We start from the raw sequence: 18,705 nt of genomic DNA, 5'->3' as shown, positions 1-18,705 counted from the left end.
TGGCCCCAGGCGCGGCGCGTACGCAAGGAGGATCGAGAACTGATGGCAGGCAACTCGGACCCGCTCACGCCGCGGGCCAAGCTGGCCGTGACCGCGGGCAAGGCGGTCGCGGCGGCATCGCGGGCCGCCGGACGGGGCAGCGGGTCGGTGATCGGGGGCCGGGTCGCGCTGAGACTCGACCCCGACCTCCTGGCGCGGCTCGCCCAGAACCTGGACGTCGTCCTGGTGTCCGCCACCAACGGCAAGACCACCACCACCCGGCTCATCGCGGAGGCGCTGCGCGCCGCGGGCCCGGTCGTGTCGAACGCGCTCGGCGCCAACATGCCGGCCGGCATCACCTCCGCCCTCGCGGGCGGCTCCGAGGCCAAGTTCGGCGTCATAGAGGTCGACGAGAAGTACCTGGCCGGAGTGGCCCGGGACACCGACCCGAAGTGCATCGCGCTGCTCAACCTCTCCCGCGACCAGCTCGACCGCGCCGCCGAGACCCGGATGCTCGCCGAGAACTGGCGCGAGGGCCTGGCCGGCTCCAAGGCGGTCGTCATCGCCAACTGCGACGACCCGCTGGTGGTGTGGGCCGCCTCCTCCTCGCCGAACGTGGTCTGGGTCGCGGCCGGGCAGATGTGGAAGGACGACGCCTGGTCCTGCCCGTCCTGCGGTGGCGTGATGCAGCGCCCCGGCGACGACTGGTACTGCGGCGAGTGCGGCTTCCGCCGGCCCACGCCCACCTGGGCGCTGTCCGGGGACCACGTCCTCGACCCGCACGGCTCCGCCTGGCCGATCCACCTCCAGCTGCCGGGCCGCGCCAACAAGGCCAACGCCGCCAGCTCCGCGGCCGTCGCCGCCGTCTTCGGGGTGCCGCCGCAGGTCGCCCTGGAGCGGATGTACCAGGTGCAGGCGGTCGCCGGCCGGTACGACGTCGTGCAGTTCCAGAACCGCGACCTGCGCCTGCTGCTGGCGAAGAACCCGGCCGGCTGGCTGGAGACCTTCTCCCTGATCGACCCGCCGCCGGCCCCGGTGATCCTCTCCGTGAACGCCCGCGGAGCCGACGGTACCGACACCTCCTGGCTGTGGGACGTCGACTACACCCGGCTCACCGGTCACCCGATCTTCGTGCTCGGCGACCGGAAGCTGGACCTCGCGGTGCGCCTGGAGGTCGCGAACCAGCACTTCCAGGTCTGCGAGAACCTCGACCAGGCCGTGCAGCTGTGCCCGCCCGGACGGATCGAGGTCATCGCGAACTACACCGCGTTCCAGGACCTGCGCCGCCGCGTCGGCAACTGATCTTCGAAGGGCGATCACCTCATGAGCGACAACCAACTGCGGCTGGTGTGGATCTACCCGGACCTGCTGAGCACCTACGGCGACCAGGGCAACGCGCTCGTCGTGGAGCGCCGGGCCCGGCAGCGCGGCCTCGACGTGGCCCGGCTCGACGTGCGCAGCGACCAGCCGGTGCCGACCTCCGGCGACATCTACCTGATCGGCGGCGGCGAGGACCGTCCGCAGCGGCTCGCGGCCGAGCGGCTGCGCCGTGACGGGCATCTGCAGCGGGCGGTGCAGAACGGCGCCATCGTCTTCTCCGTCTGCGCCGGCTACCAGATCCTCGGCCACGAGTTCATCAACGACCTCGGCCAGCGCGAGCCGGGCCTCGGCCTGCTCGACGTGGTCTCGGTGCGCGGCGAGGGCGAGCGGTGCGTCGGCGACGTGCTCGGCGACATCGACCCGCAGCTCGGCCTGCCCCCGCTGACCGGCTTCGAGAACCACCAGGGCGTCACCCACCTCGGCCCGACCGCCCGCCCCTTCGCCCGGACCCGGATCGGCAAGGGCAACGGCACCGGGGACGGCACGGAGGGCGCGTACAACGGGACCGTCTTCGGCACGTACATGCACGGGCCGGTCCTCGCCCGCAACCCGCTGATCGCCGACCTGCTGCTGAAGCTGGCGCTCGACGTCAACGCGCTGCCGCCGATCGACGACCGGTGGTACGACGCGCTGCGCGAGGAGCGGATCGCCGCCGCGCAGCAGCCCGCGTAAGCGTCGCGTCAGGGGCTTCTCAGCGGGTTCCGGCAGGCTCGTGGCGGGCCCGCCTGACGGCTCGTCCGCTCATCTGGGCGGGCGCGTCCAGCAGGCGGACGCCCGCTACGGGGCCACCCCCTCACGCCGGTAGGGTGGCCGGGAATCCGCCGGACAACGTGGTCCGGTCTCCCGGCCCACGTCGAGAAGGTAATTCGGGCTATGCGCATTGGTGTCCTCACGTCCGGCGGCGACTGTCCTGGTCTGAACGCCGTCATCCGGTCCGTCGTGCACCGCGCGGTCGCCGACCACGGCGACGAGGTCATCGGTTTCCGGGACGGCTGGAAGGGCCTCCTGGAGTGCGACTCCGTGAAGCTCGACCTCGACGCGGTCGGCGGCATCCTGGCCCGCGGCGGCACCATCCTCGGCTCCTCCCGGGTCCGTCCCGAACACCTGCGCGACGGCATCGAGCGGGCCAGGGGGCATGTCGCGGAGCTGGGCCTGGACGCGATCATCCCGATCGGCGGCGAGGGCACCCTCAAGGCGGCCCGGCTGCTGTCGGACAACGGGCTGCCCATCGTGGGCGTGCCCAAGACGATCGACAACGACATCGCTGTCACCGATGTCACCTTCGGCTTCGACACCGCCGTGACCGTGGCGACGGAGGCGCTGGACCGGCTGAAGACCACGGCCGAGTCCCACCAGCGGGTGCTGATCGTGGAGGTCATGGGCCGGCACACCGGCTGGATCGCCCTGCACTCCGGCATGGCGGCCGGCGCCCACGCCGTCGTCGTACCGGAACGGCCCTTCGACATCGAGGAGTTGGCCCGCAAGGTCGGCGCGCGGTTCGCGGCGGGCAAGCGCTTCGCCATCGTGGTCGCCGCCGAGGGCGCCAAGCCCCGCGCCGGCTCCATGGAGTTCGACGAGGGCGGCAAGGACGTCTACGGCCACGAGCGCTTCGCCGGCATCGCCCGCCAGCTGTCGATCGAGCTGGAGCAGCGGCTCGGCAAGGAGGCCCGGCCGGTCATCCTCGGGCATGTGCAGCGCGGCGGCACGCCGACCGCGTACGACAGGGTGCTGGCCACCCGCTTCGGCTGGCACGCCGTGGAGGCGGTGCACCGGGGCGAGTTCGGGATGATGACGGCGCTGCGCGGCACCGACATCGTGATGGTGTCGCTGGCGGAGGCCGTGGAGACGCTGAAGACGGTTCCGGCGGAGCGGTACGACGAGGCGGAGTGCGTGCTGTAGTCCGCCCCTGAACTACCCGCCCCCGGTCATCGGCATGATCGGGGGCGGCTCTACTCTGGTGGGCGGACAGAATCGCACAACCCCCACGAATCAGGAGCCGCCGCATGGATCACATGGGACACATGGATCACAGCGGACACGGCATGGTGATGGATCTGCCGCCGTTCACGCTGGGGCGCGGACTCCAGTTCTCGGCCGAACCCTTCTTCCTCGTCACCTGCCTGCTCGGGCTGGGGCTGTACGCGTGGGGGGTCGTACGACTGCGACGGCGCGGCGACGCGTGGCCGATCGCCCGCACCGTGTCGTACGCCATCGGCGTGCTGACCATCATGCTGGTGATGTGCACCAGGCTGAACGACTACGGGATGGTCATGTTCAGCGTGCACATGGTGCAGCACATGGTGATCAGCATGCTGTCGCCGATCCTGATCCTGCTCGGTGCCCCGGTCACCCTGGCACTGCGCGCGCTGCCGACCGCGGGCCGGGGCCGCAAGGGCCTGCGCGAGCTGCTGCTGATGCTGCTGCACAGCCGGTACATGCGGGTCATCACCCACCCGCTGTTCACGATCCCGATGTTCATCGCGAGCCTGTACGTGCTCTACTTCACCCCGCTGTTCGACTTCCTGATGGGCTCGAAGACCGGGCACATCGCGATGATGGTGCACTTCCTCGCGGTCGGTGTCGTCTTCTTCTGGCCGATCATCGGCGTGGACCCGGGCCCGCACCGGCCCGGTCACCTGATGCGGATGCTGGAGCTGTTCGCGGGCATGCCGTTCCACGCGTTCTTCGGCATCGCGCTGATGATGGCGTCGACGCCGATGGTCACCACCTTCCTGAACCCGCCCGCCTCGCTCGGCATCGACGCCCTCTCCGACCAGAACAACGCCGGCGGCATCGCCTGGGCGTTCAGCGAGGTCCCGTCCGTGCTGGTGCTGATCGCGCTGCTGTTCCAGTGGTACGGCTCCGAGCAGCGGCAGGCCAAGCGCAAGGACCGGCAGGCGGACCGGGACGGCGACCAGGAGCTGGCGGCCTACAACGCCTACCTGGCGTCGCTGAACGCGCGCCAGGGCTGAGCCCGGGGTATCCCCTGGGGACGGCGCCCGAGGCACCATGGGGGGACGCTCCATGAGGAGGGTGTCGCGATGCCCGGTCCCCCGAAGGGTCCCCCGCACGGCTCCGCCGACTGCTCCGTCAGGGCGATGGGCGCGCTCACGGCGAGCGCCCTCGTCGCCGTGACCGCCTACACGGTCGCGCTCGGCGGCGACGGCCGGCTCTGGTTCGGCTGGGTGGTGCTGGGCCTGCTGACCCTCGCCACGGCCGTCACCCGGTCGTAGCCGCCCCCGGCGTCCTGGCCGGCCCTCGCTGATTACAGTGCCCGCATGAACAGCAGGACCGCGTCCTTCGACGAACTCGACCGCAAGATCATCACCGCGCTGATGGCGAACGCCAGAACCAGCTTCGCCGAGATCGGCGCGGCGATCGGGCTGTCCGCGACGGCGGTCAAGCGGCGCGTGGACCGGCTGCGCGAGACCGGGGTGATCACCGGGTTCACCGCAACGGTGGAACCCTCGGCGCTCGGCTGGCGCACGGAGGCGTACGTCGAGGTCTACTGCGAGGGCGCGGCCCCGCCCCGGCGCCTCGCGGAGGTCGTCCGCAACCATCCGGAGATCACGGCGGCCATGACGGTGACGGGCGGCGCGGACGCGCTGCTGCACGTGCGGGCGCGGGACGTGGACCACTTCGAGGAGGTGCTGGAGCGGATCCGCACCGTGCCCTTCATCCGCAAGACGATCAGCGTGATGGTGCTCTCGCACCTCCTCCCCGACAGCCCCGAGGCGGGTGCCACCCAGGCGGCCCCCGAATGACCGGGACGATCTTCGGCGAATGATCGGAAGTATGCGCAGCAGGGCTGCGTGAGCGCGCCCGACAACGCAGCGATGTTGCAGGTCCACGCAGCTTTTTGCGCTTGTCGGGCGTCCCCGTTCCTTCCTACCGTGGTGTCACCCAACAGTGACAGACGGAAACCGGAGGGAACCCTCTGTGTCCGAAAGCCGTGAATCGCGCCCTCGGCGCTTCCTGGTCTGTGAACCCAGACACTTCGCGGTGCAGTACGCGATCAACCCCTGGATGAACCCCGACCGGCCGGTTGACGTGGATCTCGCGCGGGAGCAGTGGCAGGAGCTGATCCGCACCTACCGCGCCCACGGCCACACCGTCGACGCCGTCGAGCCTGTGCCGGGCCTGCCGGACATGGTGTTCGCGGCCAACGCCGCGTGCGTGGTCGACGGCCGGGTCTTCGGCTCCCTGTTCCACGCCCCGGAGCGACGCCCCGAGTCGCTGCACTACGACACCTGGTTCAAGGCGGCGGGATACACCGTGTACCGCCCCGAGGCGGTGTCCGAGGGCGAGGGCGACCTGGTGTGGACGGGCCGGTACGTACTGGCCGGCACCGGGTTCCGCACCACCCGGGAGGCCCATCGCGAGGCGCAGGAGTTCCTGGGGCACCCGGTGATCGGCCTGACACTGGTGGATCCGTACTTCTACCATCTGGACACGGCGCTGTTCGTGCTGGACGACGCCAATGTCTGTTACTACCCGGAGGCGTTCTCGCCGGGCAGCCGCGAGGTGCTGCGGCGTCTGTTCCCGGACGCGGTGGAGGCCACCCGCGAGGACGCGATGGCCTGGGGCCTGAACTCGGTGTCCGACGGCCGGCACGTGTTCATCGCGCCCCAGGCGGAGGCGCTGTCCGAGCGCCTCGCCGGCCATGGTTACGTCCCCGTCCCCGTCGACCTGTCGGAGTTCCACAAGGCCGGCGGTGGCATCAAGTGCTGCACCCAGGAGATCCGCTGATGACCGCACCCGCGCGCGCCCGTACGTCCGACGACCTGATCCGTGCGGAGGAGCCGGTCCTGGCGCACAACTACCACCCGCTGCCGGTGGTCGTGGCACGGGCCGAGGGCAGCTGGGTGGAGGACGTCGAGGGCCGCCGCTACCTGGACATGCTCTCCGGGTACTCGGCGCTCAACTTCGGCCACCGGCACCCGGCCCTGATCGAGGCCGCCCACCGCCAGCTGGACCAGCTCACCCTCACCTCCCGGGCGTTCCACAACGACCGGCTGGCGGAGTTCGCCGAGCGGCTCGCGGCCCTGACCGGCCTCGACATGGTGCTGCCGATGAACACCGGCGCGGAGGCGGTGGAGAGCGGCATCAAGGTGGCCCGCAAGTGGGCGTACGACGTCAAGGGCGTCCCCGCCGACCAGGCCACGATCGTGGTCGCGGCGGACAACTTCCACGGCCGTACGACGACGATCGTGAGCTTCTCCACCGACGAGACGGCACGGGCGGGCTTCGGGCCGTTCACGCCGGGCTTCAAGATCGTGCCGTACAACGACCTGGCCGCGCTGGAGGAGGCCGTCGACGAGAACACGGCGGCGGTGCTGATCGAGCCCATCCAGGGCGAGGCCGGGGTGGTCATCCCGGACGACGGCTATCTGACGGGCGTGCGCGAGCTGACCCGGCGCAAGGGCTGTCTGTTCATCGCGGACGAGATCCAGTCGGGCCTCGGCCGTACGGGCCGTACACTCGCCGTCGAGCACGAGGCCGTGGTGCCGGACGTGCTGCTGCTCGGCAAGGCGCTCGGCGGCGGCATCGTGCCGGTGTCGGCGGTGGTGGCCCGGCGCGAGGTGATGAGTGTGCTGCACCCGGGCGAGCACGGCTCGACGTTCGGCGGCAACCCGCTCGCGGCGGCGGTCGGCATCGCGGTGATCGAGCTGCTGGAGACCGGTGAGTTCCAGCAGCGGGCCGCCGAGCTGGGCGTGATCCTGCGGGACGGGCTGACCGAGCTGGTGGGCAGGGGCGTGCTCGGCTTCCGCGCCCGTGGTCTGTGGGCGGGCGTCGACATCGACCCGGCGATCGGCACGGGGCGCGAGATCAGCGAGCGCCTGATGCGGCAGGGGATCCTGGCCAAGGACACCCATGGCTCCACGATCCGCCTGGCCCCGCCGCTGACGATCACGGCGGAGGAACTGCGGTCCGCGCTCGGGACGTTGGAGCGGGTGCTGGGCTGAGGCTCCGGCAGGGGATCTCCATCCGGGGGTGGAGATCCCTCCATCGACCCGTGGGTGCTGGTGAACGGTGGGGTGCCGGGCGCAGCCTTGAGGCATGAACTCGCCGCGTCCGGCACTCGCCGTCCTCGCCAGTGCCTGTCTTCTGGTCTTCGCCGCCGCCTGGCTGCCCGGCGCGGCCTACTTCGGCATCAGGAGCCGCGGCGGCGCCCGCGGCCCGCTCCGTGCGTCGCGGCCCTCCGTCTCGCGCCGGGTCCGGCAGCATCACAAGCTGCGCACGGGCGGCCCGTACGGGCCGGTCCGCCACCCCATCCGCACCGGCGTCCGGGGCCTGCTCACCGGCGCGATACGACGCACACCGGGACCGGGTCCCGGCCCTCATGCCCCGGATGCGCCCCGCGCATCCGCACGGCACCGGCGGCACCGACGGGCGGCCGTAGCCGAGGCGATCGCGCCGGGCGGCCCGATCCGGTCGCCCCCCGAAGGCGCCGGCCCGGTTGTCCTCGGGGGCGAGTGGCAGCACGCTGTCCTCGCGGCCGAGCCGCGCTGCCGGAGTGAGGAGCGACCCCTTGTTCTACTACCTGCTCAAGTACGTCCTGCTGGGTCCCCTGCTCAGGCTGGTCTTCCGGCCCCGTATCGAGGGGCTGGAGAACGTGCCGGCGACGGGCCCGGCGATCGTCGCCGGGAACCATCTCTCCTTCTCCGACCACTTCCTGATGCCGGCGATCCTCAAGCGCCGCATCACCTTCCTCGCCAAGGCGGAGTACTTCACCGGGCCCGGCCTCAGGGGCCGGCTCACCGCGTTCTTCTTCCGCAGCGCCGGCCAGATCCCGGTGGACCGCTCGGGCCAGGAGGCCGGCCGGGCCGCGATCCGCGAGGGCCTCGGCGTGCTGCGCCGGGGGGAGCTGCTCGGCATCTACCCGGAGGGGACGCGCTCGCACGACGGCCGGCTGTACAAGGGGAAGGTCGGAGTGGCCGTGATGGCGCTGACCGCGGGCGTCGAGGTGGTTCCCTGCGCCATGATCGGCACCTTCGAGGCGCAACCGCCCGGCAAGGTGATCCCGAGGATCCGCCCGGTCACCATCCGCTTCGGCAAGCCCCTCGACTTCGCCCGCTACGCGGGCATGGAGCGGCAGAAGGCGGTCCTGCGGGCCGTCACCGACGAGATCATGTACGCCATCCTGGCCCTGTCCGAGCAGGAGTACGTGGACCAGTACGCGGCCGTCGCCAAGGCGGAGCAGGCCCGGGCCACGGACCGGAAGGAGCGCCGGTTCCCCCGGGCACCCCTTGCCTGACGCTCGCCCCCGTGGGCCGGCCTCTCTCAGCCGAGCAGCCCCCGCGCCTCGTCCAGCACGCGGCGCAGCCGCAGCGCGTCCGGGGCCAGTGCGGTGACCAGGGCGGCCGGGCCGGGCAGCGGCATCAGGGCGGCGCACTCCCCCAGCATGCGCGCCCCCGGAGGGCTCTCGGTGAACTCCGGGCGGACGACGAGGAGTTGTCCCACGGCCCGGAGGTCCGCGAGGACGGCGGGACCGTCCCAGCCGCCCGGTGCGCCGGGACCGCAGGACAGTTCCTGGTCCAGGACGGTGCGGCCCGCGACACGCAGGGTGAGGCGGCTGGTGAGCAGGCCGGGTGTCTCCCCCGCGCGGCCGAGCACCTGCTCCTCGCGGAGCACCAGCCGGGCGCCTGCGGCGAGTTCGGCCAGAGTGGTGACCCGTAGGTCGCTGCCGGTGACGGAGATCAACTGTTCGGGCAGCCAGTGCAGTTCGGCGCCGTCGGCCACGTCGAGCCGGACGTCGTAGCGGGCCTCGCCCGGGGCCTGGCCGGGCAGGGCGAGGGTGGCGGCGGAGGAGCCGAGGTGCAGCCGTGCGCCCTCCTCCACCCGGGCGTGCAGGGTGAACCGGTCGCCGCCGAGGGGGCCGCTCATCGCGCCGACGACCATCACCCTGGCCTCGCCGCCGCTCCCCCGGGTGCGGCGCGGCGCCAGTGGCCCCGAGCCGTCCAGCACGGGCAGCGCGGTCCCGCCGCGGCCGTCGGCGCGGGCCACGATCCGGGCGTCGGCGCGGACGCCGGTCAGGGCCGTGCCCGGGGCGTCGGCGCGGACGCCGGCCAGGGTCATGCCGTCCACGCGGCGAGCCGTTCCCGGACCCAGGCGGCGACGCCGGCGACACCGCTGCCGCCGCGCAGGGACTGGAGGACGACGGGGAGTCCGGCCCGCTGGGCCTTGGCGTCGGCGGCCATCCGGGCGAGGTCGGAGCCGACGTAGGGGGCGAGGTCGGTCTTGTTGACGACCAGCAGGTCGGCGGTGGTGACGCCGGGGCCGCCCTTGCGCGGGATGTCGTCGCCGCCGGCCACGTCGATCACGAAGATCTGCGCGTCCACCAGCCCCTTGGAGAAGGTCGCGGTGAGGTTGTCGCCGCCGGACTCCACCAGGATCAGATCCAGTGGGCCGACGGTCTCCTCCAGGTCCTCGACGGCCTCCAGGTTGGCGGAGATGTCGTCCCGGATCGCGGTGTGCGGACAGGCGCCCGTCTCCACGGCGGTGATCCGCTCCGGCGGCAGCACGGCCTCCCGCAGCAGGAACTCGGCGTCCTCACGGGTGTAGATGTCGTTCGTGACGACGGCGAGCGACAACTCGTCCCGCAGCTCACGGCAGAGCGCGGCGACCGTGGCGGTCTTCCCGGACCCGACGGGCCCGCCGAGCCCGATGCGCAGGGCACGGCGCGTTCCGTCCGGGCGGTGCGCGTCGGCGCTGACGGCGGCGGGCCCGTGGGGGGAGTGGTCGAGGTGCATGTACGGCTCCTGGAGGCCGGGGGCTTGTTCGGACGGGGTGGTGCGGGACGGTCGCTCGTCGGCCGAGGGGTTCGGGGCGGGAAGGTCAGGACGCGAACAGCCGGGCCGGCCACGCCGCGTGGGCCTCGGCCATGATCTCCAGCAGTGGACCGGACGCCGCCGGCAGCGCGCCGACCCCCTCGGTGGCCGCCCTCCGCGCCGCGCCCACCGCCGACTCCGCGACCGCGTCCAGCTCCGGCGCCAGCCGCGCCAGCACCCCCGTCGCGTCGAAGGGATCGAGGCTGAGCAGTCGTACGGTCGCCGTCGCCGGTCCGCTGACGCACTCGTACAGCGCGCAGTACGCGGCGTCCGAGGGCCCGAGCCCGGCCGCCCGCGCGGCGAGCCCGAGCACCACGGGTTGGTGGGCCCCCTTGGGGAACCATCCCGCGACCTGGTCGAGTTCGGCGCACGGCCAGCTCGCCCGCGCGGCCCGCAGCAGCTGCCGGCCGAGCCTGCGGGCGGCGCGCCGCAGCGCCGGGGACGGCGTCCGGGCGTCCGCCGCCGCGTCCAGCTCCCGGGGGTCCACGCCGAGCACGGCCGCCGCCGCGAGCGCCCCCGCGACCAGCCCGGCCGTGTGCAGCCGGCCCCGGCAGAAGTCCTCCAGGTCCCCGGCGCCGGTGACGCGCCCCGCCTTGACCGCGGCCTCCGCCCCGCCGGAGTGGGCGTGCCCTCCGGCGGGGAAGCGGCCGTCGGCCAGGACGAGCAGTGCCGCGCGTGTCATCACCGGTGCCGTCAGAAGAGGAAGTAGCGCTGGGCCATGGGCAGTTCGGCGGCCGGGGTCGCCTCGACCAGTTCGCCGTCGATGTGCACGGCGAAGCTGTCGGGGTCGATCCGGACGTCGGGCCGCGCGTCGTTCTCGCGCATGTCGGCCTTCGTGACCGAGCGCGTGGACTCGATCGCCACGAACCGCTTGCCGAGCCCGAGCCGCTCCGGCAGTCCGTCCTCCAGGGCGAGACCGGAGACGAAGTTGACGGAGTTGGCGGCCGGCGCGCGGCCGATCGCGCCGTACATCGGGCGGGGCAGGATCGGCTGCGGGGTGGGGATGGAGGCGTTGGCGTCGCCCATCTGCGCGTAGGCGATCTGGCCGCCCTTGAGCACGAGGAGCGGCTTCACCCCGAAGAACGCGGGCTCCCACAGCACCAGGTCGGCGAGCTTCCCCGGCTCCACGGAGCCGGTCTCGGCGGCGAGGCCCTGGGCGAGCGCCGGGTTGATCGTGTACTTGGCGACATAGCGCCGTACCCGGTGGTTGTCCGCGCGGCCGTCACCGGGCAGGGCGCCGCGCCGCCGCTTCATGACGTGGGCGGTCTGCCAGGTCCGCAGGATCACCTCGCCGACGCGGCCCATGGCCTGGGAGTCGGAGGAGATGATCGAGATCGCGCCGAGGTCGTGGAGGATGTCCTCCGCGCCGATGGTGGAGGGCCGGATCCTGGACTCGGCGAAGGCCAGGTCCTCGGGGACGGCCGCGTTGAGGTGGTGGCAGACCATCAGCATGTCGAGGTGTTCCTCGGCGGTGTTGACGGTGAACGGCCGGGTCGGGTTGGTGGAGCTGGGCAGCACATGGGGCTGGGAGACCACGGTCATGATGTCGGGCGCGTGCCCGCCGCCCGCGCCCTCGGTGTGGTACGAGTGGATGCCCCGGCCCGCGATCGCGGCGAGGGTGTCGCCGACGAACCCCGCCTCGTTCAACGTGTCGGTGTGGATGGCCACTTGGATGCCGGTGCGGTCGGCGACGGTGAGCGCGGCGTCGATGACGGCGGGGGTGGAGCCCCAGTCCTCGTGCAGCTTCAGGCCGACGGCGCCGCCGCGGATCTGGGAGAGCATCGCCTCGTGGCTGACGGTGTTGCCCTTGCCGAGGAAGCCGATGTTGAGGGGATACGCCTCCATCGCCTCCAGCATCCGGGCGAGGTGCCAGGGGCCGGGGGTGACGGTGGTCGCCTTGGAGCCCTCGGCGGGTCCGGTGCCGCCGCCGACCAGGGTGGTGATGCCGGAGGCCAGGGCCTCGTCGGCGATCTGGGGGCAGATGAAGTGGACGTGCGCGTCGATGGCACCGGCCGTGAGGATCCGCCCGTTGCCCGCGATGATCTCGGTCTCGGGGCCGATCACCAGGCCGGGGTGGACGCCGTCCATGGTGTCGGGGTTGCCGGCCTTGCCGAGGGCGGTGATCCGGCCGTCGCGGATGCCGACGTCGGCCTTGACGATGCCCCAGTGGTCCACCACGACGGCCCCGGTGATCACGGTGTCGGGCGTGCCGTCGGCCCGGGTGGCCCGGGACTGGCCCATGGACTCGCGGATGACCTTGCCGCCGCCGAAGACCGCCTCGTCCCCGGCGCGGCCGGGCCCGCCGGAGCGGTCCTCCTCGATCTCGATCAGCAGATCGGTGTCGGCGAGCCGGATACGGTCGCCGGTGGTCGGTCCGAACAGGTCGGCGTAGGCGGCGCGGGAGATCTCAGGCATCGAGGGCACCCCCGGTCCGCCCGCGCAGCCCCGGCACGATCCGGGCGCCGGTGAGGGGCACGAGTTCGACGTCGACGGGGATGCCGGGCTCGAAGCGCACGGCGGTGCCGGCGGCGACGTTCAGCCGCCTGCCGTGCGCGGCGCCGCGGTCGAACTCCAGGCCGGGGTTGGCCTCGGCGAAGTGGTAGTGGGAGCCGACCTGGACGGGCCGGTCGGCGGCGTTGAGGACGGTGAGCCGGATGATGTCGCGTCCTTCGTTGACACGCACCGGGCCGTCCGCGAACAGGATCTCTCCGGGAATCATCGCGGGCCCCCTCAGACGATCGGCTCGTGCACGGTGACCAGCTTGGTGCCGTCCGGGAAGGTCGCCTCGACCTGCACGTCGTGGATCATCTCGGCGACGCCGTCCATGACGTCGTCCCGGGTGAGGATCTCGCGGCCGGTGGACATCAGTTCGGCGACGGTGCGGCCGTCGCGCGCGCCCTCCAGGATGTGCGAGGTGATGAGGGCGACCGCCTCGGGGTGGTTGAGCCGGAGGCCGCGGGCCCTGCGCTTCTCGGCCACGTCGGCCGCCACGTGGATCAGCAGCCGCTCTTGCTCGTGCGGGGTCAGTTGCACGTCCCACCTCACAGTCCTCGCTCCGGACCGTGCGGGGTCCGGGTGCCGCAGCCACCGCGACGGGAGTCAGGTGTAACACACGGACGAAAGAGGACCGACCGTGTTCAAGGGGGGCACAAAAACCCTCCGGTGGCATGGATCCGCAGGCTAGTTCGCCGGAGTTTCAACGACGTTAACCAGCCTTTGGGCAGCCCATGACCGCCGTATGGAACCGGCGATAACCGCCGTGCGCCCAAGGGCGGTTCAGGACACGCCCGGCCCCCGGTACTCCGCCGCGATGCCGAAGCGCTGGCGTTCGCGCGGAGCGGACGGCACGTCGCGGACATGGGACACGGAGCTGGCGATCTGTTCCTCGCCGGGCTCGTCGGCGGCGTCGAGGGCGTCGAGGCGCGCCAGGTCGGCGGCCGAGACCAGTGCGGCCAGCGGCTTGCCGTGCCGGGTCACGACGACGCGCTCGCCGCCGTACACCACCCGGTTGATCAGGTCGGCGAGCTCAGCCCTGGCTTGCGTCACCGGAATCTCGTAGGCCATATCCCTAGTTTACGGGGCGTCCAGGCGTTCCACGTGAGTCCAGGAGGAACGAAAAAGTCCAGGTCAGAGGCTCCAAACGTACCGTCCCACGCAGTGTCTGTGAGAGATCCGTGAGACGGCGGCGCCGCCCAGCGGCTGTCACCCACCGAGCGGCTCCTTGATCCAGAACCCTTCACGATCAAGCGAGCCAGACCCGTGGACGACGCTATCCCCATCCACGCCCCGCGGCCTCGCACGAGTTGCGCTCGCTACTCGCGGCCGTCTTCGAAGCCATCGCCCTTCCGGCCTACGGCCACAAGAGCGAGTACCGGCTGCGGATACGCGCGCAGATCGTGCTGCATGCGGCAACGGGGCGCTCCAACGCGCGTATCGCCCGCGAGACGGGCCTGCACTTGGACACCGTACGCCGCTGGCGTGGCCGGTTTGCCGAACGCGGCGTGGCCGGGCTGGCCGATCGTAAACGCAGCGGCCGCCCGCCGGTGTTCACCGCGCTGCAAGTCGCCGAGATCAAAGCCCTGGCCTGCCAACTGCCCGCCGAAACCGGCACGCCCTTGTCGCGCCGGTCATGTCCGGAACTGGCCCGCGAGGTGGCCGCGCGGGCCATCACCGGACCCGTCTCTGCCACCACCGTGCGGCGCTGACTCAAGGACGATGTGCTGAAGCCCTGGCAGTACCAGTCCTGGATCTTCATCCGCGACCCGGACTTCCGCGCCAAGGCGGGGCGCATCATGGACCTGTACGCCCGCACCTTTGACAGCGTCCCGCTGGGCGCGGACGAGTACGTGATCAGTGCGGATGAGAAGACCTCCATCCAGGCCCGCTGCCGCTGCCACCCCACTCTGGCTCCCGGGCAGTCCCGGAGTATGCGCGTCAACCACGAATACGTGCGCGGCGGCTCCCTGGCCTACCTGGCCGCCTATGACGTCCACCGCTCGAAGGTATACGGCCATACCGAACCCACCACTGGCATCGGCCCGTTCATGAACCTGGTCACCCAGGTCATGAGCCAAGAGCCGTACGCCACTGCCAGACGCGTCTTCTGGATCGTCGGCAACGGCTCCTCCCACCGAGGGCAGGCCGCCATCGACCGCCTGACCAAGGCGTTTCCGAACGCTGTCATGGTCCACACCTCCGTGCACGCCTCCTGGACCAACCAGATCGAGATCTTCTTCTCGATCGTCCAGCGCAAGGTCGTTGCACCCAACGACTTCACGAATCTCGCTGAGATCCGGGACCGGCTCGGAGCCTTCGAAGACCGGTACAACGCCACGGCACAGCCGTTCCGGTGGAAGTTCATCACCTCCGACCTGGACAATCTGCTGGCCACTCTCGACCGGCACACCACCGATCACGAGGAAGAATCCACCGTCGCGCTGGCAGCATGATCTTCTACCCCGAAGGACTTACGCATTCGACCACCTAGTCGAATGCGGCCCGGTGGTCATCGGCCCAGGTCTCGTAGGTGCGCGCTGTACGGCCGAGCACGCTTGCCACGTCGTCGGTCAGCCGGGCGTTTCCCCCCTCGGCGATGAACCGCTGGCCGCGCATCGCTCCGTCGGCGAAGTCCGGGTCCCGGCCGGCGGCGATCATCTGTTCCCTCGCCACCTCCAGCGGCACGTCGACGGTCTCGATGGACCAGCCGAGCACCTTCCGCAGGATCTCCACCTGGTCGGGCGTGCTCAGCAACTCGGGACCGGTCAGCGTGTAGGTCCTGCCCGCGTGGTCTGGCGTGGTCAGCGCCACGACTGCGACCTCGGCGACGTCGCGTGGATCGATCACGCCTTGGGCGCCGCTCCCGGTCAGGTTGGAGACTGGCTGCCCCGCCTGGATCATGGAGGCCCAGTGCAGGGTGTTGGTGGCAAAGCTGCTGGGCCGCAGGATCGTCCAGGCCGCCTTGCTCGCGTGCAGCGCTCGCTCGCCGGGGAGGTGCCAGCCGCCGACCCTCAGCTCGGTGTTCTCCCCGGTGCCGATGGCGGACAACTTCACCACCTTCTCGACGCCGTGGGACTGCACGGCGTCGAGCATCGCCAGGTCGTGCCGTTCGATCCAGGGGCCCGGCGCATCTAGCAGGAAGACGGCGTCGACCCCGGCCACCGCGCTGTCGAGAGAGTCACGGTCATCGAAGTCTCCCCGTACGACCTCCGCTGGCAGACTCGCGCCTTGCGGGTTCCGTGTCATCGCCCTGACCCGCTCGCCGCGCTCGGCCAGGAGTCGGACCACTTCAGTGCCGATGGTGCCCGTCGCACCCGTAACAAGGATCATGTCGAGCACTCTGCTGCCCCGCTGCCCTGCGGATATAGGAAAAACCGGCAAGCTCGTAGAGTGGCGGGGTGGACGCGATGATCCCGATGCCCGCTCTCCGGCCCTGGGTCGCAGATGTGACGCTGATGCGGCCCGACAGCGCTCTGCCACTGGTGCACCTGCCCGACGCCGCCACCGCACTGGTCTATCGCAGGACGGGCATGCGGAACGGCGACCTACGCGTGGTTGGCCCGCGTAGCCGCGCCTCTTACCATCCGGGCAAGGAACTGCCGATGTGCATCAGGGTCCGGCTGCGTCCCGGTGCGGCTAGGCCGGTGTTCGGGATCCCGGTCAGCGAACTGCGAGACCAAGCCGTACCACTCACCGACCTGTGGGGCGATCGCGCCGCCCACCTCGAACACCAGCTCAACGAGCTGACCGGACCCGACTGGATCCTGCACGGCATCGAGGACGTGCTGCTCGAAAGCCTGTACAACGGCGCGGACTCACGCGACCTGCTGCTCCGCCAGGCCGTCGAGTCGCTGTCCACCACCAGCGAACGGGTCGCCACGCTCGCCCGGCGGCTGTCGGTCAGCGAACGCCACCTGCGGGACGTGTTCACCGACCGGGTCGGCCTACCGCCCAAGCACTTCGCCCGCATCCAGCGCGTTCGCACCGTGCTGGCCGGGGCCGGCTCCGCAAAATGGGCGGAAGTCGCCTCGGAAGCCGGCTACTACGACCAGTCCCACATGACGGCCGACTTCCACACGCTCATGGGAGTATCGCCAGCCGCCTTCCGCGCGGGCCACCTCCCCGCTACGACGCCATGCGCCCAACCTCCATCAGCACCCTGACTGCGATCAACGGCCAGTCCCACTGGATGGAGCAGCGCAACCCCCGAAGAACTTACGACCGCGACCATGCCGGTCGAGCCTGGCCAGTAGATCGTCCAGGTCGGAGGCGGTGAAGTTCCACTGGAGCGGCTGTGCCGTGGGCGTTGTAGCGGTCTTCGAAGGCTCGGAGCCGATCCCCGGCGTGGGCAAGGTCGGTGAAGTCGTTGGGTGAGACGACCGTGCGCTGCACCACGGAGAAGTAGATCTCCACTTGGTTCAGCCAGCCCCCCAGCTGGCCGCCGTGCATGTGCGCCACCGCGACGCCTTCGCCTACGGCGAGCTGCCAGACGGTGAGATGATCAAGCTCATGCGCCTGCGCTGCGGCGGTTCCGCCAGTATCTGGGGCTTCGCTCTCTACCTCGCCAGCACTGATAAGACGTCATCTCATTTGGTGAGTCTGTGGTAGCAGATGAGGCTGCAGGCGATGGCGGTGAAGGCCAGGAAGTGCTCGGCCTTGCGTTCGTAGCGGCGGTGCAAACGGCGGCAGCCGCCCAGCCAGGACATCGTGCGCTCGATGGTCCAGCGATGCCGGCCCAGCCGGGTGGAGGACTCGATGCCCTTGCGGGCGATGCGGTGCCGGATGCCTCGCCTACGTAGCCATCGGCGCAGGTGGTCGTAGTCGTAGCCCTTGTCCGCGTGCAGCTTGGCGGGCCGTCGTCTGTGCGGGCCGCGGCGGGAGCGGATCGGCGGGATGCCGCGCACGAGCGGCTCGAGTGCCTGGCTGTCGTGCAGGTTCGCGCCGGAGATTCCGATCGAGAGGGGTAAACCGGTCCGCTCGGTGATCAAGTGGATCTTCGAGCCCTTCTTGCCCCGGTCCACAGGATTCGGACCTGTCAGGTCCCCCCTTTCAGGGCCCGCATGTTCACCGAGTCGATCGCGCAGCGCGACCAGTCCAGGTCTCCGCGAGCACCCAGCTCGTCGAGGATGACGCGGTGGAGCTTCGCCCAGACTCGGGCGGCGGTCCACTCGGTGAAGCGGCGGTGCGCAGTCGGCCCCGACGGGCCGAAGACCGGCGGCAACTGCCGCCAGGTGCAGCCCGTCGTGGCCACGAAGACGATCGCGGCCAGCACCTCGCGATCCCCGTACCGGCGCCGGCCGCCGCCCTGCGGCCGCGATGGAGCGGGTGGAACCACCCGCTGGAACAGCTCCCATAACTCGTCCGGCACCATGCGCTCAACCATCACCACACGGTGCAGACTACCCAGTACTCCAAATGAGACAACGTTTAAGCCCTGGTCGACCAGGGCTTTGCGGACGGTTCCGCGGGTGTGCTCGGTGACCTGGTCCAGCAGGATGATGCCCGCGGCGTTGTCGTGGGTGTTCGCAGCGAGGACGACGACTGCGATGACCAGGCCGAGGACGTCCACCGCCAGTCCGCGTTTGCGGCCGGGCACCCGCTTGGCCGGATCGTGGCCGGTCGTGGTGGTGGGGACCCCGGCGGCCACGTGGACACTCTGGGTGTCCAGGACCACCAGGGTCGGGTCCTCTAGGTCCTGTCTGGAGTTCAGATCACGACTGTGGTGCGATGCTGCGGAGCCAGAGCATCGCACCACACAGGCGCAGCCCGGCCTCATAGCTCTCCGGGGTCTTGTCGAAGCGGGTCGCGATGCCGCGCCAGTTCCGCAGCCGGTTGATGCACCGCTCCACGGTGTTGCGTTCCTTGTAGAGCTCCGTGTCGTGACTGACCGGCCTGCCGCCCTTCGAGCCGCGCTTCTTATTGTGGTGTGGTGACGGGTTGTCACGAGGTAGGGGCGTGATGGTTCACCGCCGCGGCGACAGGCCACGGTGCCCGAAGCTTCGCAGTGGTCTCCCGAGGG

General features: G+C 71.1%; 22 protein-coding genes and 1 pseudogene. 12 read left to right on the top strand and 11 right to left on the bottom strand.

Going from position 1 to position 18,705, the window contains the following annotated elements; translation table 11 throughout:
• Positions 1-42: 42 nt before the first annotated feature.
• The 9 genes from ACWDD7_RS13315 to ACWDD7_RS13275 all read left to right on the top strand — a co-directional run bounded on the left by ACWDD7_RS13315 (position 43) and on the right by ACWDD7_RS13275 (position 8,617).
• A complete protein-coding gene (locus ACWDD7_RS13315) occupies positions 43-1,281 on the top strand; it encodes a MurT ligase domain-containing protein (protein ID WP_351867477.1) in 1,239 nt (412 codons plus the stop codon).
• Between the two features lie 21 nt (positions 1,282-1,302).
• Complete coding sequence (locus ACWDD7_RS13310) at positions 1,303-2,031, top strand: type 1 glutamine amidotransferase (RefSeq protein WP_285558578.1); 729 nt, start codon at positions 1,303-1,305, stop codon at positions 2,029-2,031.
• A gap of 201 nt (positions 2,032-2,232) precedes the next feature.
• Positions 2,233-3,258 carry a 6-phosphofructokinase gene (locus ACWDD7_RS13305; RefSeq protein WP_450457408.1) on the top strand — a complete coding sequence of 342 codons (1,026 nt, stop codon included), beginning with the start codon at positions 2,233-2,235 and terminating at the stop codon, positions 3,256-3,258.
• 122 nt (positions 3,259-3,380) lie between these two features.
• The gene (locus tag ACWDD7_RS13300; RefSeq protein ID WP_351867570.1) at positions 3,381-4,331 is read left to right on the top strand and encodes a cytochrome c oxidase assembly protein; all 951 of its coding nucleotides are present in this window, start codon (positions 3,381-3,383) and stop codon (positions 4,329-4,331) included.
• Between the two features lie 69 nt (positions 4,332-4,400).
• Positions 4,401-4,592, top strand: a complete 192-nt coding sequence (locus ACWDD7_RS13295) for a hypothetical protein (RefSeq protein ID WP_351867482.1) — start codon at positions 4,401-4,403, stop codon at positions 4,590-4,592.
• Between the two features lie 45 nt (positions 4,593-4,637).
• The gene (locus ACWDD7_RS13290; RefSeq protein ID WP_450457407.1) at positions 4,638-5,123 is read left to right on the top strand and encodes an Lrp/AsnC family transcriptional regulator; all 486 of its coding nucleotides are present in this window, start codon (positions 4,638-4,640) and stop codon (positions 5,121-5,123) included.
• A gap of 175 nt (positions 5,124-5,298) precedes the next feature.
• The gene (ddaH, locus tag ACWDD7_RS13285) at positions 5,299-6,108 is read left to right on the top strand and encodes a dimethylargininase (RefSeq protein ID WP_351867484.1); all 810 of its coding nucleotides are present in this window, start codon (positions 5,299-5,301) and stop codon (positions 6,106-6,108) included.
• Positions 6,108-7,325 (top strand): ornithine--oxo-acid transaminase, encoded by a 1,218-nt coding sequence (gene rocD / locus ACWDD7_RS13280; protein ID WP_351867486.1) that lies wholly within the window; start codon positions 6,108-6,110, stop codon positions 7,323-7,325. Before ddaH ends, rocD begins: the two co-directional genes overlap by 1 nt.
• 566 nt (positions 7,326-7,891) lie before the next feature.
• Positions 7,892-8,617: a lysophospholipid acyltransferase family protein gene (locus ACWDD7_RS13275; RefSeq protein WP_450457406.1), complete on the top strand. Its 726-nt coding sequence runs from the start codon at positions 7,892-7,894 to the stop codon at positions 8,615-8,617.
• 26 nt (positions 8,618-8,643) lie between these two features.
• Here the strand turns inward: ACWDD7_RS13275 and ACWDD7_RS13270 are convergent, their stop codons facing one another.
• The 7 genes from ACWDD7_RS13270 to ACWDD7_RS13240 all read right to left on the bottom strand — a co-directional run bounded on the left by ACWDD7_RS13270 (position 8,644) and on the right by ACWDD7_RS13240 (position 13,754).
• Positions 8,644-9,438, bottom strand: a complete 795-nt coding sequence (locus ACWDD7_RS13270; RefSeq protein ID WP_450457543.1) for an urease accessory protein UreD — start codon at positions 9,436-9,438, stop codon at positions 8,644-8,646.
• The gene (gene ureG / locus ACWDD7_RS13265) at positions 9,435-10,112 is read right to left on the bottom strand and encodes an urease accessory protein UreG (protein WP_450457405.1); all 678 of its coding nucleotides are present in this window, start codon (positions 10,110-10,112) and stop codon (positions 9,435-9,437) included. The genes ACWDD7_RS13270 and ureG overlap by 4 nt, the downstream gene beginning before the upstream one ends.
• Before the next feature lie 85 nt (positions 10,113-10,197).
• Positions 10,198-10,872 carry an urease accessory protein UreF gene (locus ACWDD7_RS13260; protein WP_450457404.1) on the bottom strand — a complete coding sequence of 225 codons (675 nt, stop codon included), beginning with the start codon at positions 10,870-10,872 and terminating at the stop codon, positions 10,198-10,200.
• An 11-nt stretch (positions 10,873-10,883) separates the two neighbouring features.
• Positions 10,884-12,605: an urease subunit alpha gene (locus ACWDD7_RS13255; RefSeq protein WP_450457403.1), complete on the bottom strand. Its 1,722-nt coding sequence runs from the start codon at positions 12,603-12,605 to the stop codon at positions 10,884-10,886.
• Entirely contained in the window at positions 12,598-12,909 is a 312-nt protein-coding gene (locus ACWDD7_RS13250; RefSeq protein WP_351867499.1) for an urease subunit beta, read from the bottom strand. Before ACWDD7_RS13250 ends, ACWDD7_RS13255 begins: the two co-directional genes overlap by 8 nt.
• A gap of 11 nt (positions 12,910-12,920) precedes the next feature.
• On the bottom strand, positions 12,921-13,223 hold the full coding sequence (locus tag ACWDD7_RS13245; RefSeq protein WP_351867500.1) for an urease subunit gamma: 303 nt from the start codon (positions 13,221-13,223) through the stop codon (positions 12,921-12,923).
• A gap of 243 nt (positions 13,224-13,466) precedes the next feature.
• Complete coding sequence (locus ACWDD7_RS13240; RefSeq protein ID WP_351867503.1) at positions 13,467-13,754, bottom strand: type II toxin-antitoxin system Phd/YefM family antitoxin; 288 nt, start codon at positions 13,752-13,754, stop codon at positions 13,467-13,469.
• A 239-nt stretch (positions 13,755-13,993) separates the two neighbouring features.
• Here ACWDD7_RS13240 and ACWDD7_RS13235 point away from each other — a divergent pair, with 239 nt between their 5' ends.
• Both ACWDD7_RS13235 and ACWDD7_RS13230 read left to right on the top strand, forming a co-directional pair.
• Positions 13,994-14,395: a helix-turn-helix domain-containing protein gene (locus ACWDD7_RS13235; protein WP_450457402.1), complete on the top strand. Its 402-nt coding sequence runs from the start codon at positions 13,994-13,996 to the stop codon at positions 14,393-14,395.
• 12 nt (positions 14,396-14,407) lie between these two features.
• Entirely contained in the window at positions 14,408-15,139 is a 732-nt protein-coding gene (locus ACWDD7_RS13230; protein WP_450457401.1) for a hypothetical protein, read from the top strand.
• Positions 15,140-15,173: 34 nt separating this feature from the next.
• Here ACWDD7_RS13230 and ACWDD7_RS13225 read toward each other — a convergent pair whose 3' ends face one another.
• Positions 15,174-16,016 carry an NAD(P)H-binding protein gene (locus ACWDD7_RS13225; protein ID WP_450457542.1) on the bottom strand — a complete coding sequence of 281 codons (843 nt, stop codon included), beginning with the start codon at positions 16,014-16,016 and terminating at the stop codon, positions 15,174-15,176.
• A gap of 77 nt (positions 16,017-16,093) precedes the next feature.
• On the opposite strand from ACWDD7_RS13225, the gene ACWDD7_RS13220 reads away from it, so the two are divergent.
• Positions 16,094-16,849 (top strand): helix-turn-helix domain-containing protein, encoded by a 756-nt coding sequence (locus ACWDD7_RS13220; RefSeq protein WP_450457541.1) that lies wholly within the window; start codon positions 16,094-16,096, stop codon positions 16,847-16,849.
• A 423-nt stretch (positions 16,850-17,272) separates the two neighbouring features.
• Here the strand turns inward: ACWDD7_RS13220 and ACWDD7_RS13215 are convergent.
• The 3 genes and pseudogenes from ACWDD7_RS13215 to ACWDD7_RS13205 form a co-directional block, all read right to left on the bottom strand.
• Positions 17,273-18,069, bottom strand: a protein-coding gene (locus ACWDD7_RS13215) for an IS5 family transposase (RefSeq protein WP_450457540.1) whose coding sequence is annotated in 2 segments (ribosomal slippage) — positions 17,273-17,731 and positions 17,734-18,069 — 795 coding nt in all. Because the reading frame shifts where the segments join, the coding sequence is not laid out codon by codon here.
• Between the two features lie 48 nt (positions 18,070-18,117).
• Positions 18,118-18,378 (bottom strand): annotated as a pseudogene (locus ACWDD7_RS13210) (transposase); the annotation flags it as partial.
• A 19-nt stretch (positions 18,379-18,397) separates the two neighbouring features.
• The gene (locus ACWDD7_RS13205; RefSeq protein WP_450457548.1) at positions 18,398-18,535 is read right to left on the bottom strand and encodes a hypothetical protein; all 138 of its coding nucleotides are present in this window, start codon (positions 18,533-18,535) and stop codon (positions 18,398-18,400) included.
• Positions 18,536-18,705 lie beyond the last annotated feature (170 nt).

The organism is Streptomyces sp. NPDC001056 (assembly GCF_053598955.1).
This window is presented reverse-complemented; position numbering and strand designations above follow the sequence as displayed.